Origin of the sequence: Bacteroides timonensis, from assembly GCF_000513195.1 — a bacterium.
In the GTDB taxonomy this organism is placed as follows: Bacteria; Bacteroidota; Bacteroidia; order Bacteroidales; family Bacteroidaceae; genus Bacteroides; species Bacteroides timonensis.
This window is the reverse complement of sequence record NZ_CBVI010000014.1, coordinates 57,716-73,598: the sequence shown is the minus strand read 5'-3', so window position 1 is coordinate 73,598 and position 15,883 is coordinate 57,716. Positions and strand designations below refer to the sequence as shown.

General features: G+C 41.8%; 16 protein-coding genes. 10 read left to right on the top strand and 6 right to left on the bottom strand.

Annotation, left to right across the window (positions count from 1 at the left end; all coding sequences use genetic code 11):
* Positions 1 to 4: 4 nt before the first annotated feature.
* From BN161_RS04480 to BN161_RS04470, 3 genes are all read left to right on the top strand, one after another.
* Positions 5 to 382, top strand: coding sequence for a VOC family protein (locus BN161_RS04480; protein ID WP_044263412.1), 378 nt, complete (start codon positions 5 to 7; stop codon positions 380 to 382).
* A gap of 57 nt (positions 383 to 439) precedes the next feature.
* Complete coding sequence (locus BN161_RS04475) at positions 440 to 715, top strand: putative quinol monooxygenase (protein ID WP_044263411.1); 276 nt, start codon at positions 440 to 442, stop codon at positions 713 to 715.
* Positions 716 to 879: 164 nt separating this feature from the next.
* A complete protein-coding gene (locus tag BN161_RS04470; protein ID WP_209441885.1) occupies positions 880 to 2,211 on the top strand; it encodes an MATE family efflux transporter in 1,332 nt (443 codons plus the stop codon).
* Positions 2,212 to 2,269: 58 nt separating this feature from the next.
* Here BN161_RS04470 and BN161_RS04465 read toward each other — a convergent pair whose 3' ends face one another.
* Genes BN161_RS04465 through BN161_RS04455 form a run of 3 tightly spaced genes read right to left on the bottom strand, consistent with a single transcriptional unit; the run spans position 2,270 to position 3,749 of the window.
* The gene (locus BN161_RS04465; RefSeq protein ID WP_052356177.1) at positions 2,270 to 2,662 is read right to left on the bottom strand and encodes a DUF3795 domain-containing protein; all 393 of its coding nucleotides are present in this window, start codon (positions 2,660 to 2,662) and stop codon (positions 2,270 to 2,272) included.
* On the bottom strand, positions 2,662 to 3,030 hold the full coding sequence (locus tag BN161_RS04460) for an MmcQ/YjbR family DNA-binding protein (protein ID WP_044263408.1): 369 nt from the start codon (positions 3,028 to 3,030) through the stop codon (positions 2,662 to 2,664). Before BN161_RS04460 ends, BN161_RS04465 begins: the two co-directional genes overlap by 1 nt.
* A gap of 2 nt (positions 3,031 to 3,032) precedes the next feature.
* Entirely contained in the window at positions 3,033 to 3,749 is a 717-nt protein-coding gene (locus BN161_RS04455) for a DNA alkylation repair protein (protein WP_044263407.1), read from the bottom strand.
* A 371-nt stretch (positions 3,750 to 4,120) separates the two neighbouring features.
* Between BN161_RS04455 and hisS the strand changes: the two genes are divergently transcribed.
* Together hisS and BN161_RS29695 are read left to right on the top strand one after the other, a co-directional pair.
* Positions 4,121 to 5,485: a histidine--tRNA ligase gene (gene hisS, locus BN161_RS04450; protein ID WP_044263406.1), complete on the top strand. Its 1,365-nt coding sequence runs from the start codon at positions 4,121 to 4,123 to the stop codon at positions 5,483 to 5,485.
* 77 nt (positions 5,486 to 5,562) lie between these two features.
* The gene (locus tag BN161_RS29695; protein WP_007214867.1) at positions 5,563 to 5,730 is read left to right on the top strand and encodes a hypothetical protein; all 168 of its coding nucleotides are present in this window, start codon (positions 5,563 to 5,565) and stop codon (positions 5,728 to 5,730) included.
* A 160-nt stretch (positions 5,731 to 5,890) separates the two neighbouring features.
* Here BN161_RS29695 and BN161_RS04445 read toward each other — a convergent pair whose 3' ends face one another.
* Both BN161_RS04445 and BN161_RS04440 read right to left on the bottom strand, forming a co-directional pair.
* Positions 5,891 to 7,111 carry a hypothetical protein gene (locus tag BN161_RS04445; RefSeq protein ID WP_044263405.1) on the bottom strand — a complete coding sequence of 407 codons (1,221 nt, stop codon included), beginning with the start codon at positions 7,109 to 7,111 and terminating at the stop codon, positions 5,891 to 5,893.
* 102 nt (positions 7,112 to 7,213) lie between these two features.
* The gene (locus BN161_RS04440; protein WP_044263404.1) at positions 7,214 to 8,065 is read right to left on the bottom strand and encodes a bile acid:sodium symporter family protein; all 852 of its coding nucleotides are present in this window, start codon (positions 8,063 to 8,065) and stop codon (positions 7,214 to 7,216) included.
* Between the two features lie 224 nt (positions 8,066 to 8,289).
* On the opposite strand from BN161_RS04440, the gene BN161_RS04435 reads away from it, so the two are divergent.
* The 4 genes from BN161_RS04435 (at position 8,290) to BN161_RS04420 (ending at position 11,901) form a co-directional block, all read left to right on the top strand.
* Positions 8,290 to 8,562, top strand: coding sequence for a co-chaperone GroES (locus tag BN161_RS04435; RefSeq protein ID WP_005679636.1), 273 nt, complete (start codon positions 8,290 to 8,292; stop codon positions 8,560 to 8,562).
* A 38-nt stretch (positions 8,563 to 8,600) separates the two neighbouring features.
* Positions 8,601 to 10,238, top strand: coding sequence for a chaperonin GroEL (gene groL / locus BN161_RS04430; RefSeq protein ID WP_007217362.1), 1,638 nt, complete (start codon positions 8,601 to 8,603; stop codon positions 10,236 to 10,238).
* A gap of 265 nt (positions 10,239 to 10,503) precedes the next feature.
* Positions 10,504 to 10,722 (top strand): winged helix-turn-helix domain-containing protein, encoded by a 219-nt coding sequence (locus tag BN161_RS04425; RefSeq protein WP_007214862.1) that lies wholly within the window; start codon positions 10,504 to 10,506, stop codon positions 10,720 to 10,722.
* A gap of 159 nt (positions 10,723 to 10,881) precedes the next feature.
* Positions 10,882 to 11,901 carry a threonine aldolase family protein gene (locus BN161_RS04420; RefSeq protein WP_044263403.1) on the top strand — a complete coding sequence of 340 codons (1,020 nt, stop codon included), beginning with the start codon at positions 10,882 to 10,884 and terminating at the stop codon, positions 11,899 to 11,901.
* A 197-nt stretch (positions 11,902 to 12,098) separates the two neighbouring features.
* Here the strand turns inward: BN161_RS04420 and BN161_RS04415 are convergent, their stop codons facing one another.
* Positions 12,099 to 14,609, bottom strand: a complete 2,511-nt coding sequence (locus tag BN161_RS04415) for a glycoside hydrolase family 9 protein (protein WP_044263402.1) — start codon at positions 14,607 to 14,609, stop codon at positions 12,099 to 12,101.
* Positions 14,610 to 14,923: 314 nt separating this feature from the next.
* Between BN161_RS04415 and BN161_RS04410 the strand changes: the two genes are divergently transcribed.
* Positions 14,924 to 15,877: a DnaJ C-terminal domain-containing protein gene (locus BN161_RS04410; protein ID WP_044263401.1), complete on the top strand. Its 954-nt coding sequence runs from the start codon at positions 14,924 to 14,926 to the stop codon at positions 15,875 to 15,877.
* Positions 15,878 to 15,883 lie beyond the last annotated feature (6 nt).

Sequence of the window (15,883 nt, the reverse complement as noted above, 5' to 3'; positions counted from 1 at the left end):
CAAAATGAAAAAATTGATTGCATTTTTTGAGATTCCCGCTACAGACTTCCGTCGGGCTGTAGATTTTTATGAAACCGTACTGAATATGAAACTTCCGGTCTTTGAGTGCGAACAGGAGAAGATGGCATGCTTCACCGAAGACGGTGAGACAGTAGGAGCCATCTCACAATCTTTTGACCTCCTGCCCGATTTTCAGCCTTCTGAGAAGGGTGTACTTATCCATTTCAATACGGATAATATAGCGACTACCCTTGAACGTGTGGTGCAGAAGGGTGGGAAAGTGCTCATTCCCTGTACGAAGATAGAAGCCGATGGCAAAGGCTATTTTGCAGTATTTGCCGATTCGGAAGGCAACCGCATCGGTATTTATGCAGACAAGTGAATCAGAGTTCCGACTTTTCTGTTTACATTTGCAGCCTACTTTTAAAATTCTACAAATATGATTAGACTGAATGTTTTTATTCAAGTAAACGAAAGTAACCGTGCTGCGGTGTTGGAAGCTGCAAAAGAGTTGGTGGCATCTTCTTTGAAGGACAAAGGCTGCATTGCCTATGATGTTTTTGAAAGCGCTACCCGTAATGATGTCTTGATGATTTGCGAAACATGGCAGGATGCAGAATCATTGTCCGCCCATGAGAAAGCGGAACATTTTGTGACGTTGGTTCCCAAAATACAGGGATTGGCTTCCATGAAGCTCGAAAAGTTTGATTTCTGATATCAACAGAGGATATGCTCCACAAGGGTATATCCTCTGAACTTTTTGCCACCATGCTGGCAAACTTTTGCCAATGCGGTGGCAAGGTCTTGCCAATGCGATGGCAATAACTTGCCACTACGGTGGCAAAACTAACGGAAAAAGACAGGTCATAATCCGCTCTTATATATATGAATTTCAGCTATAAGCGAATTTGGTTAATTGCGTATCCCATTCTCATCAGCTTGCTGATGGAACACATGATAAATGTTACGGATACGGCATTCTTAGGTCATGTAGGCGAAGTGGAGCTGGGAGCATCTGCATTGGCGGGTGTGCTCTATATGGCTATTTATATGCTTGGGTTTGGATTTAGCATTGGGGTTCAGATATTGATAGCGCGTAGAAATGGTGAACAGAAGTATGGTGAAATTGGTGGAATATTCATGCAAGGTGCCTTTTTCCTGCTGGCATTGGCCACTGTCATGTTTTTCTTGTGCGACTATATCACAACTTATATTCTCGGCCGCCTGATTTCTTCCGACCAGGTTTATGCTGCCGCAGCTTCTTATCTGGAATGGAGAAGATACGGGCTTTTTTTCTCTTTTATCGCTATCTTGTTTCGCGCTTTCTACATCGGTATTACTGAAACACGCACGCTGACGCTTAACTCTGTCGTGATGGTGCTCAGTAACGTTGTTTTCAATTATATTCTTATATTCGGAAAGTTCGGTTTTCCGGCATTAGGCATTGCGGGGGCGGCTATCGGTTCGTCGCTGGCCGAACTGGTGTCTTTGCTGTTTTACGTAGTATATACCTGGTTGAAAGTGGATAAAAAGAAATATGCCTTGTTTCAGCGGTTCGCTTTCCGGCTGTCGGAGTTCAAGCGGATTTGGAGTATTTCTTGTTGGACGATGCTTCAATCCATACTATTTCCATCGCAATGGTTTCTGTTTTTTATCGCGATAGAGCATTTGGGTGAGCGTTCTCTGGCGATAGCCAATATCATGCGCAGCATCAACACTTGCTTCTTTATGGTGATTTTTGCATTTGCCGATACGGCCAGCTCTATGGTCAGTAATCTCTTGGGAAGTGGCAAAGATAAAAGTGAAATCCGGCTTGCATGCAGGCGGGCGATAAAGCTGACTTATCTGATTGGAATTCCGTTCTTGCTGCTGGCCGCTTTATTTCCAACTGCCCTGTTGCAGATTTATACAAACAATGAGGAACTTGTGCAGGCAGCTTTGCCGACCACTTACGTCATGTTGATGGGATATTTCCTTTCGGCCCCCGGCTTAGTTCTGTTCAATGCGGTTTCAGGAACAGGAAACACGAATCAGTCCATGAGAATCATGTTGATGACGATTGCTATCTATGTTGTTTATGTCGTCGTCATGGTTATGTACTTCAAGGTAGATGTGGCTATAGCTTGGACCAGCGAGTATATTTATGGAGGTATGCTGTTGCTTCTTTCCTATTTCTATTTGAAGAATCGGGATTGGAATAAACGTATCTGATAGTTATAGAGAAAAGACTTGAAACTACCCCAGGCATCTGGAAGGGGGATACAGAAGGTTATTTCTTCTTTTCCTGTTTGCAATAGATGCAATAATCATAATGTACGGTTCTTAGTTTGCCGCAATCCGGACAAGTATATTTCTGGCTTTGACGGGTAATAAACGCCTCTTCTCCTTTCTGCCTGATGTAATCGAGGTTTTCAAGAATACTCATCTTGTATTTTAGTCGGTATTGCCTATCTAAATATTTCAGTCGCTTGCAGGGATATTCCATGCATTCAAAGCAATAGTTTCCTTTCTTATCACAGTTGGATATGGCGCAGTTCAGGCAGCTTTTACGAATTATCCCGATTGTGCTTCTGCAACCGGGGCACTTCTTTTTTACGTTCTGAAAGGCGTGGCATAACGTGCAGTTGATGCCACAAGGAGCAATTGTAGTTATGGTTCCCATTATCTTAATGTGACATAATATTCTTCCTGTTTCTTCTTTGGCAGTTTCTTAACCACCTCCTCTATGGAATGATTGATTAATTCCTTTATAAGACTATCCGGCACATCACTTTCCAGATAGATGGTAATCCAGTATTTCTTATCGGAGTAGGGGCCGAATGTAATGCCGCTATACTGCTCCATCAGTTCCGTTGATTTGGTAGTGTCGCATTTCGTATCCGCCCAGAAACGTCCCTCTTTAGGATTCAACGGAGCAAAGGTAAACATCTTATCCATGATTTTATAGACAAGTGTATGCTCGTCAAAGGGGAAACTCTCTGTTACTCCCTTGATACTTAAACAATATTCCCGGTATTCTTCAATATTCATACTTACTCCTTTTTCATTGCTTCTTTTCTCAATTCCTGTGGCATTTTCTCAATAGCATACCTCAGTGCCGTCCGTGGCATGGTTGCCTTATGGCTGACTACAAAATCGAAGACCTCTTTCTGATAAGCCTCACTTGCCGCTTTCAGCATCCAGCCGTAACCTTTCTGTACCAGGTCATCCTTGTCGTGAAGCAGGGTGGTTGCTATTTGGAGAATATCATCGAAGAATAATCCTTTACGTGCAGGAATTATCAGCGTGACGGCAGCACCACGCCTTACCCAACGATTATCGGATGTCGCCCATTCCTTCAACTCAGAAATAAATTCAGGAAATATTTCGACGAACGTTCCGATAGTATGGTTGCATAGCGTGTCACAGGCTCCCCAATTATTTACATAGTCCTGCAACCAGTGTCTGAAAACATGAATGTCTTCCGGTGTATATTCTTTCCGGAGAGCATACGCCCATTCGCAGGCAATCACATTCTCTTCCAAGTATCCCGATTGCCACAACTCCTCACAAAGTCCGAAAACATCAGCTTTCGGCAGTTCTTTGATTTCCTTGAAAGATTCTTTGGCTATCTTGCCTACATTATACATTCTAACTCCGTAGACAGGCACATTTTCTCCTTTCTTGAAGAAGTGCCCCGAAGTTTTCAACACTTTTTCATCTATATTGTCTTGTAAACACTGCCTGACTTCCCTGATAACTGAATTCATATAATCCTTCTTTATCCTTCTTTTAAATCTGGTAATTTCGTCTCAAAAATACGATTTCTTTTTATAAGCGCATGTAAAAGTTCCATAAAAAGAACTCAAATGCTACTTGGAATAAGGACTATGTATTACTTTGTAAAAGTAACTGCTCTCACTAAATCATCCCTGCTCAAAGTCTTATTCTATAGTCAGCATGCGGGAATTTTAATAGCTCGAATGTTTTGTCCGGTAGAAATGAATGTTTTATCAAATGTAAACACTTGAATGTATTACAAGCTTAATTGTTGTTTTGCATAAAACCGGCTTATCTCTTTTCTTATCTCGATAAAAACCTGTAACTTTGCCCTCCGATTTTAATAGTAATTGAAACAATTATGGCAGCAAAACCCAGTATTCCTAAAGGAACCCGTGACTTTTCGCCAGTAGAAATGGCGAAGCGTAATTATATATTCAATACCATTCGCGATGTATATCATCTCTATGGTTTCCAACAGATTGAAACGCCTGCAATGGAAATGCTTTCCACACTGATGGGGAAATATGGTGAAGAAGGTGATAAACTTCTATTTAAAATACAGAACTCAGGTGATTATTTCTCCGGACTAACCGATGAGGAATTGCTGAGCCGTAATGCAGCCAAGCTCGCAAGTAAATTTTGTGAGAAAGGTTTGCGTTATGATCTTACAGTGCCATTTGCCCGCTACGTGGTGATGCACCGTGATGAAATAACTTTCCCTTTCAAACGCTATCAGATACAACCTGTGTGGCGTGCCGATCGTCCGCAAAAAGGCCGTTATCGTGAGTTCTATCAATGTGATGCTGACGTGGTAGGTAGTGATTCTTTACTGAACGAGGTGGAATTAATGCAGATTGTCGATACTGTATTTACTCGCTTTGGTATCCGTGTTTGCATCAAGATCAATAACCGTAAGATTTTGACGGGCATTGCGGAGATTATCGGTGAGGCTGATAAGATCGTGGATATTACTGTGGCTATTGATAAACTGGATAAAATCGGTCTGGACAATGTGAATGCCGAGTTGAAAGAAAAAGGTATCAGCGATGAGGCTATTGCCAAATTACAACCTATCATTCTACTGAGCGGCACCAATGAGGAGAAACTGACTACCCTGAAAGAAGTACTTGCCGGAAGTGAAATTGGTCAAAAGGGAGTGGAAGAAAGCGAATTTATCTTGAAAACTCTATCGGCTTTCGGTCTGAAGAATGAATTGGAACTTGATTTGACACTTGCCCGTGGGTTGAATTACTATACCGGTGCCATTTTTGAAGTGAAAGCATTGGATGTACAAATCGGTAGTATTACAGGTGGTGGTCGCTATGATAATCTTACCGGTGTATTCGGTATGGCAGGAGTTTCCGGTGTAGGCATCTCCTTTGGTGCGGACCGTATCTTTGATGTGCTGAACCAGCTTGATCTTTATCCTAAAGAAGCTGTAAACAGTACGCAACTTCTATTTATCAACTTTGGTGAGAAAGAAGCAGCTTTTTCCTTGAATGTACTTGCCCAAGTACGTGCAGAAGGTATTCGTGCGGAAATTTTCCCGGATTCATCTAAAATGAAGAAACAGATGGGCTATGCCAATGCCCAAAATATTCCGTTTGTAGCTCTTGTAGGAGAGAATGAAATGAACGAGAATAAGGTGACACTCAAGAATATGGAGACTGGTGAACAGACTCTGGTTTCGGCCGAAGAATTGATACAAACTTTAAAGAAATAAAAACTTCATAAAAGAGTAAGCTCTTTGTAATCCATCTTGGTTATCTTTGTAGTACTAACCTAACAAAGATAACTATTATGGATGTTTTAGAACCGAAGTATTACGCAGCCATCGGTATGGTGATGACATTAATAGCCGTAATATTCCTTTTCTTGATGGGGAGTGCTTTAGTACATTCTACCAAGAGCTTCTGGCAGGGATATTCGACTGAATTGAGTTGTGATACAGACTTGGATATTGACTAAACTGTCTTAGTCTTGTTATTTATCAGTCGTCAACAGCTTGTTGACAAGAACTTAACTCCCTGTTGACAAGAAGTTAACCTCTTGTATGCAAAGTCTTAACTTCTTGTATGGGGGATTTTGTGGTAAAAAGAATAGGATTGGTATGCCTTAAACCGGCTATTTACAGTTGTTCTTTTGCCCAGGCAATCATTAATTCGTTGCGATCTGAAAGCCAAGCCAGTTGATAAAGTTGGCGAACTACATTCAACCATGACTGGCTACGGTGTTCATCGTTATCTCCCACATCTGTTTTACCTCCATTTTTGTAATATTGAGTACGGTTTGTACTGCAAATGCGGGCATATCTGCCAGTGTTTGGTTTTAAGTCGGTATTCGTCATATGCAGGTAAAACTCCAGTTGCTCATCGGTGCAATGCCTATCTGCCGGCATTTTAGTACTATCTGCCACATATACGGTTACTCCGTCTTTGAAAATATATGGTTCGTAGAAGTTTTTGGTATGCATATCCTCGTATACTACTCCTTGTACAGGGAATTGCGCCCCTGATTGTCGTTTGATAAATTCTGCGAGTTTATACAGGTATGTGGTATCTGTACTTTGCTTAACTTCCCAGCAAGTGGTGGCAATCCATGTGGCAAGTTGTTCTGCACTTGGGTTCAGCAAGTATACCAGTCCGCGCTTGGCTACTCCTTTTTTTATATCTTTCCCGGTGTAATATTCATAGAGTTTCACCGGGTATCCTTCCCAACCGGGGATATCCGTATGTTCGCTTAGTAGTTTCTGGGTCATGTATGCTGATGCAAGCACTGTGTGGCAACGTTCTACCAACAGTGGGAAACCGTCTTTTAAGAATGCTTTAGGCAGAGAGTTAAGGGTTGTTTCAGCAGGAAGGGCTTTGGTGGGAGCGGGCGTCGTTACTGTTGTAAATATAACTTGTCGATAGGGCACTAATGCAGACTTTAGTTCATCCCATATATTCTGGTATAAATCGCTATTCTGACTGACACCTTTGTCATTGTAGTAATAGACATGACCGGATTCGCTGCCTCCCCAGAGCTTTTCTTCGCAACGAATATTTAAAGTTATCTGTGATAAATTCTCATTAATAGGTCTGATGATAAAATTTAAAGTTCTCCGTTCATTTGCTTTGAATACTTTTTTCCTTTCAACAGGTTTCTGGGCTTGTATGAAACCTGCTTGCTTGTCCAGCGATAGAATGAAATATTCATTATTCTGTACGAAGTCAATCAGTTTGTCAAAAAGAATATTCTGGTCAGCGTTTACATAAATGGCCTTAACAGGTTTTGTAGTTTCTTGTGCAATAGCAGTTAAGCAGATACAGGAGAATAACAACAGTCCGAGGAAACTCTTATTTTTCATATCAATATTGTTTTAGGTTTACCTTACTATGGTGATTCTCACAAATGTAGTAATTTAAGTCTGAATATAGAAAAATATACTACTTTAATTTACAAGTTTGTGTTATTTCCGCTTCACTATTCCCACATATACTAATAGAATTATATTCATCATCAGTGCATAAATTATAGCCGGTATGGCAATTATGTCATTATTGAAAATAAACGGGCTACTTGCAATAGCAATACTTTGGGCTGCATTTTGCATACCTATTTCAATGATAAGCGTGCGCTGTTCTTTCCTGTTCAATTTCATTGACCGGGAGATTAAATATCCTCCACCCATAGCCAATAATATCATTAGTGTGATGCATAGGCCTAATCGGCCGATCTGTGCAGCTATCGTTTCGTGATGTTGTATGAAGAAAACAGTAGCTAATAAAATCAAGGCAGGGAAGGCAACCTTGGATAATACTTTGTGAATCCGTTCGGCGGCTTTAGGACAAAAGTGTTTGGTTAAAACGCCTATTGCAATAGGAAGCAACATGAGCAGTAGATTCTGGATAATGAGGCTGCCGATAGGTAAATGTATAGTTATTCCACTATTGTCTCCTGCAATTTGCGTGGCAAACTCCATAATGACAGGAATAGTAAACAAGGTAATAATACTGCTGAGTGCAGTCAGTGATACGGAAAGTGCGACATCACCTTTGGCTATCATAGAGAATATATTGGAAGAACTCCCACCCGGAGAACAAGCAATGAGCACAAGTCCGATAAAGAACAGAGGTTCCAAATGAAACAGATAACCCAATGCAAAAGCCAATATTGGTAAAAGGACTATCTGCCCTATCAATCCTGCAAAAACAGGATAGGGACGTTGACGAAATAATTTAAAATCTTTGATTTCAAGTGTTAGTCCCAACTCAAACATTAATAATGTGAGAATAGGTAAAACAATCCAGACTGTATTCATGTTCTAAAAACGTTTTTTGAGGGTGCAAAGATAATGCAAATCGAAAGCATAACTTTTATGCTTGCATGAAAAAGTTATGCTGGGATGCCAATTTGTCAGTTTTTATACTGACAGAAATTTCGCTTTACCGTTTGGCACGATTTTCGCAATTTGTTCTGCGTCTCACTAAAACGAGACAAGACATTACTATAATAAATGTATAACATATAAAAAACAAAAGAACTATGAACATTAAACCATTGGCAGACAGAGTGCTGATACTCCCTGCACCTGCAGAAGAGAAAACAATTGGCGGTATCATTATTCCGGATACAGCAAAAGAAAAACCTTTGAAAGGTGAAGTTGTGGCAGTTGGTCACGGTACGAAAGATGAAGAGATGGTATTGAAGGTGGGCGACACTGTTTTGTATGGCAAGTATGCCGGTACCGAACTGGAAGTTGAAGGCACTAAATATCTGATTATGCGTCAAAGTGACGTACTCGCTGTGTTAGGTTAATATAGTAATTATAAAATATTTAAATTGTAAATATCATTATGGCAAAAGAAATATTATTCAATATCGATGCCCGCGACCAATTGAAAAAAGGTATCGATACACTGGCAAATGCAGTGAAAGTAACTCTCGGCCCTAAAGGTCGTAATGTGATTATCGAAAAGAAATTCGGTGCTCCTCACATCACGAAAGACGGTGTAACTGTAGCTAAGGAAGTGGAACTGTCTGATGCATACCAGAATACGGGTGCGCAGTTGGTGAAAGAAGTAGCTTCCAAAACTGGTGACGATGCCGGTGACGGTACAACTACTGCTACTGTATTGGCACAGGCTATTGTTGCTGAAGGTTTGAAGAACGTAACTGCCGGTGCAAGTCCTATGGATATCAAACGTGGTATTGACAAGGCTGTTGCCAAAGTGGTTGACTCAATTAAGTCACAAGCTGAAAAAGTAGGTGACAACTACGATAAGATTGAACAGGTTGCTTCTGTATCTGCCAACAATGATCCGGTTATTGGTAAGTTGATCGCTGATGCTATGCGTAAGGTTTCTAAAGACGGTGTAATTACTATCGAAGAAGCTAAGGGTACTGATACTACTATTGGTGTGGTAGAAGGTATGCAGTTCGATCGTGGTTATCTTTCCGCTTACTTCGTTACTAATACGGAGAAGATGGAGTGCGAAATGGAAAAACCATACATCCTGATCTACGACAAGAAGATTTCTAACCTGAAAGACTTCTTGCCTATTCTGGAACCTGCTGTACAAACCGGACGTCCTCTGTTGGTAATCGCAGAAGATGTGGACAGTGAAGCTTTGACTACGTTGGTTGTAAACCGTCTGCGTTCTCAGTTGAAGATTTGTGCTGTGAAAGCTCCGGGATTCGGTGACCGTCGTAAAGAAATGCTGGAAGATATCGCCGTATTGACTGGTGGTGTAGTGATCAGCGAGGAAAAGGGTCTGAAGCTGGAACAAGCTACCATCGAAATGTTGGGTACTGCTGATAAGATCACAGTTTCTAAAGATAACACTACCATCGTGAACGGTGCTGGTGACAAACAAAATATCAAGGAACGTTGCGAACAGATCAAAGCTCAGATTGCTGCTACTAAATCTGATTATGACAAAGAAAAATTGCAAGAACGTCTGGCTAAATTGTCTGGTGGTGTTGCTGTTCTTTACGTAGGTGCTGCTTCTGAAGTTGAAATGAAGGAAAAGAAGGATCGTGTAGACGATGCTTTGCGTGCAACACGTGCTGCTATTGAAGAAGGTATCGTACCGGGTGGTGGTGTAGCTTACATCCGTGCACTCGATGCATTGGAAGGTTTCAAAGGTGATAACATTGATGAGACTACAGGTGTTGACATTATTAAACGTGCTATTGAAGAGCCGTTGCGTCAGATCGTTGCCAATGCAGGTAAAGAAGGTGCTGTAGTTGTACAGAAAGTACGCGAAGGTAAAGGTGACTTCGGTTACAATGCTCGTACTGATGTATATGAAAATCTGCATGCTGCCGGTGTAGTTGATCCTGCAAAAGTAGCTCGCGTAGCTTTGGAAAACGCTGCCTCTATTGCAGGTATGTTCCTGACTACTGAATGTGTAATCGTTGAGAAGAAGGAAGACAAACCTGAAATGCCAATGGGTGCTCCTGGCATGGGCGGTATGGGTGGTATGATGTAATACCCGTTTTTCCCTGAATTTATAATTATAATAAATGACCACAGCATCTCTCTGAAGGCGCTGTGGTCTTTTTTTCTCTTTTTTGGCCTGTTTTTTCTTATATTACCTGTATATTATTACGAAACTGTTACAATTTTGATTAAAAAGAATATCTTTTGTTCGTTTTTTATGTTTTATAAATAAAAAGTGATACCTTTAGGCTGATAATAGGATAACCTAAACAAATCACCAATCAATTATTTAACCTTTTTAATGACGAAAAGAGATGAACAAAAGCGACATCGGCCTGAACGCAGGCAAAATTTGGAGGTTGCTTAGCAATTATGCCAAGTGGGACTATGGGACTTTGAAGAGAAAGTCCGGGCTGAAGGACAAAGAACTGGGAGCGGCCCTGGGATGGTTAGCTTGTGAAGACAAGATTGTATTGCACCAGGAGGACGGAGAACTCTACATTTTTTTGGGCGTGAATGTTTATATCGGGTAAGAACGAAAAAACCGATTGAAAACCTAAACGAAAGCGTGGATTGTAAAATCCACGCTTCTTTTTTTTCTACTAACGAATTATTTCGTTCCTTTGCATATTTTTTAGAGCTAAAGGATTATTTATACGCTATAACTATTTATCGATAAAATCAATATAACTATGAGAAGTTTTGCTTCAGACAACAATTCCGGTGTACATCCATTGGTGATGGAGGCGCTGAACCGGGCAAACCAAAATCACGCAGTTGGCTACGGTGACGATCCTTGGACTAAAGAAGCCGTTCGCAAAATCAAAGAGACATTTTCGCCTGATTGTGAGCCACTGTTTGTCTTCAATGGAACAGGAAGTAATGCAGTAGCTTTGCAGTTGGCTACCCGTCCTTATAATTTAATTCTTTGTGCGGAGACTGCACATATTTATGTAGATGAATGTGGTGCACCTGCCCGTATGACAGGATGCCAGATACGTCCTATTGCAACGCCGGATGGTAAACTGACGCCGGAGTTGATACGTCCTTATCTGAAGAACTTCGGAGAACAGCACCATTCTCAACCGGGTGCTATTTATATTTCTCAATGTTCGGAATTAGGTACTGTCTATACTCCGGAAGAATTAAAAGCGCTGACTACCCTGGCGCATGAATATGGTATGTATGTGCATATGGATGGGGCACGTTTAGCGAATGCTTGTGTTGCGTTGAATCTCAGCTTCAAGGAACTGACAGTGGATTGTGGCATTGATATTCTTAGTTTCGGTGGAACGAAGAATGGATTGATGTTAGGTGAAAGTGTAATAATCTTCAATCCGGACCTGAAAAAGGAAGCGCTCTATGTACGGAAACAGTCGGCTCAGTTAGCTTCTAAATTGCGTTACCTTTCTTGTCAGTTCACAGCGTATCTTACGGATGATTTGTGGAAAAAGAATGCTGCACATGCCAATGCAATGGCACGGAAACTATATGAAGGGTTGCAAACATTGCCGGATGTACAATTCACACAAAAGATGGAGAGTAATCAGTTGTTCTTGACTATGCCTCGTCCGGTTATTGATAGATTGATGAAGTCTTATTTCTTTTATTTCTGGAATGAAGCTGAAAATGAAATTCGTTTTGTGACCTCTTTTGATACGACAGAAGAAGATATTCAGTCTTTGTTGCAGGCAGTGAAGGATAGTCTCTGATTCTTCGTTATCACGCATTTATTTAAATCTGACAATAGAAAAAGCTCCGGACCTTCGCAGGCATGGAGCTTTGGTTTGCAACTTTTTCCCTTGGGGGTGGGAAAAAGTCTACTGAAAACAAACCGATTGAATATTACCTTAAATACCTTTGCATGATAACCTTTAACTAACCTTTTTATAATAACTATGGGTATGAACTATATTCCTGTTGCTTCAAGGACAGGTACGAAAGTATAACCTTTCCGTTTCAGCGTTTTAATCATTTTGTCCAGATAACCATTGTAGAACTTATCTGTACGGCGGTCGTCTGTACCGAAGTGTATCAACATCAGGTGCCCGTTCAATCCTTCTTTTTTCTCTACCTCCATGATTTTGTCATAGATGAACTTACTGCTACGGTATTTGGCACCCATGTCCGGAGTGGTATAGTCCGCATTGCTCATCGTGCCGGGTGTATAGTTGATAAGTTGTATACCCATATTCTTTGCCCATGCGGCAATTTCTTTATTATAATATTCGTAAGGCGGAATATATACCGGAGCATCTTTGTATTCGATACCTGCTTTGCGCATAACTTCGTAACTCTTCAGCATATCCTGCTCAAATTGCTCGCGTGTCACCAATAATGAATCACGGTTTTCCCATGGCATATACAATAAGTGTCCATAGCTGTGGCTACCTACCAGATGGCCTTCTGCACGCAGTCGTTTCACTACATCGGGATAAAGCTCATAAAATTCACCGGTGAAGAAGAAACCGCCTTTGATGCCATGTTTCTTCAGTGTACTGATAATAGCATCAGCACCGTCTGCTTTATCGGCGGCAGTAAAGACAAGCGTTATTTGTTTCTTTGTTGGATCAGTGCGGATGATACCGTCATTTACATATACATTCTTATCACTCTGAATGTCCGCCTGCTTCATACCTTCTTTCTGCATGGCGGAGAGATAATAAGTGAGACAAGCTGTTCCGTCCATGGTCGGTTCGTTCGTGGAGTAGTCATGAATGGCATCATGATATACCATCAGGTCAGGCTGGAAACGTTCATAATCCTGTCCGGGAGTACCGGGAATACCTGTCATGTTTACTCCGCGGAGGCTTTCAAAAATAGTGCGGTATACAGGGCCGTCTACAAGGCCGCCTGTAGTATTTCCTACACCTGCGTTGAGTAATGAAGAGTGCGGTTGAGAAGGGTAATCTCCATATAGAGGGAGTTCTACAATCATGCTGGTTCCCCAGGGATTGCAACCGAACAGCCAGTCAAGCATGCCGGCTTCCATTTCTTTATAAGTTTCGTCACCTGTTGCTTCACGATACAGACGGCATTGTGTCAGCATGGCAGTTGTCAGGTTATTGGAACACCAGGTGTAAGGAATGCCGTGCATGAAAGGACTTTCAACGGCTTTCTCATAGGTGCGTGCTATGCCGGCATGCATATTCCGGATAAATTCTTTGCTAAGGCGCTCGTTATGTACTTTTGCCAGATGATAATGTCCCATATTCATGAATGGATACCATTGGTAGTGGCGGGCACTATCAGCACCCATCCATGGAGTAACAGGTTCGCGACGTCCGTACTCAACGGCTTGCTCCAGGTATTTAAAATCTCCAGTACTTTTGAAAAGTTCCATAGCGCCCAGTTCCATATCATCTACCCAATTGTCTTCTTCATAAATATAAGGAGACTTGACGGAGGCTGTCTGACAAGCACCCGGTTTCTTTACACCTTCCTGATAAGCTGCGTCCGCTTTTGTACCAATCTCCGCAGCAAATTCCGGATAGAAGTCTTTTAATAGGCGGGCACCAAGAGCGAAACAGGAAGCAAACTTACCTGCTGTGCTTGCCACGCCTGTGGTAGCATTCATAAATTGACCGCGTACCTGAGGTTCGCCACTACAGAAGTAAACGGGGCGTCCTTTACCCGGACCGTAACCATAATCTACCTCATCTTTATTGGGCAGGCGCATACCGGCATGGTCGCGGTCGTCGGCAATCTGATTATATAGTTCACCGGGAGCGGGGTTCATACGATTCAGCCAGTCCAGTCCCCATTTGATTTCGTCCACAATGTCGGGAATGCCGTTAGCGCCGGGGAGCCCGGCAGCATCATAGAAATCACCGAATGAGTTTGGATTTTCCTGATAGGCAAACATCATCTGATAAATGGCATTGGCGGAAGTTGTGGTATATTGCAAATAATCAGTTGCATCGTGCCAACCGCCTCGAACATCAATGTGTTGTCCGGTCTTGGTGGGATGGTATAGGATGTAGCCGTCGTGCACATGGCAACTGTCTTTCAAAAAGGGATTATAGCCGCAACGTTGCTGACGCATGTAGTTCAGCAAGAAGTCAGCAGTCCCATTGTACACATGATTGTTGATGGGAAAACGAGGTGAGACCGCTTTGCCCGCTTTCAGATAATAAGTTCCCGGCTGGTTAAAATCACTGAAGTCCAGACGATAGGTACTCTTCATGAGTCCCATTTTTCCGGTTGCTTTGGTCGAATTGAAAGTTCGGACGGTTTGTTCTGTGAAGGCGTCTATCAGTGCATACTCTTGTATGTCAGCTGGTTCTTCACTCATAAATACTGCCACTTTTACAGATTGCGGCAAGTAGCCAAGTTGGTTAATACGTATCCATGAATCCGCTTTTACTTGCAGGACGATGAAAGTGAGTGCTACCGTAAGTAGCCAATGGTTACTTTTCATAATAAGTCAATATATTAAGGTTGGGGGAAAATTGTTTTCTGTGACTGCCTTACTCACATGCAAATAAAGCGTTTTCTATTTATTTTAGGAAGTTTTAGTATGAATAATTAATTGATGTTATGTGTCATTTACATTATTTTAAAATTTGAGTAGCATCGGTAAAAGCTGTTGCTGCTGGTTAATATGTTGATTATCTTTGTATTATTGTTTTTAATACTTCTTTTTAATTTTCGTTTACGTATTTTAGTATTCAAAACACCTGATTGGTGCGTTATTTGTGATAGGGTATATAAGAATAACAAAATTAATAGACTATGGCTTATATAGATTATTATCAAGTCCTTGGGGTGGACAAAACGGCAAGTCAGAATGATATAAAAAAGGCGTTCCGTAAGTTGGCACGTAAATATCATCCTGACTTAAATCCGAATGACTCTACTGCTAAGGATAAATTTCAGGCGATTAATGAAGCAAATGAAGTGCTGAGTGATCCTGAAAAGCGTAAAAAATACGATGAGTATGGTGAGCACTGGAAACATGCCGATGAATTTGAGGCACAAAAGCGTGCCCGTCAGGAGGCGGGTGCCGGTGGCTTTGGTGGCTTTGGAGGCGGCGGATCGGGTGCAGGATATGGTACGGATGGTAGCTCTTACTGGTATTCATCCGATGGACAGGAATTTTCCGGTCATGATGGCGGCTTCTCCGATTTCTTTGAATCTATGTTCGGAAACCGGGGGCGTGGAGGTGCTAATGCAGGCTTCCGTGGGCAGGATTACCATGCAGATTTGAATCTGTCACTTCGCGATGCGGCGCAGACTCACAAACAGGTACTGACGGTAAACGGGAAGAATGTACGTATTACCATTCCTGCCGGCGTGGCAAACGGGCAAGTCATTAAATTGAAAGGTTACGGTGGCGAAGGTGTGAATGGTGGACCTGCCGGAGACTTGTACATAACGTTTGTGATTGCGGATGATCCGGTATTCAAACGTTTGGGAGATGACTTGTATGTAGATGTTCCCATTGATCTTTATACCGCTATCCTGGGTGGAGACCAGCTGGTAGATACTTTGGATGGAAAGGTAAAACTGAAAGTGAAACCCGAAACACAGAACGGTACGAAGGCCCGTTTGAAAGGCAAGGGATTCCCTGTATATAAGAAAGAAGGACAGTTCGGTGACCTCATTGTGACTTATTCCGTGAAACTGCCGACGAACTTGACGGAAGAGCAGAAAGAGTTGTTTCGTAAACTTCAAAGTATGAACTAAAAGGAG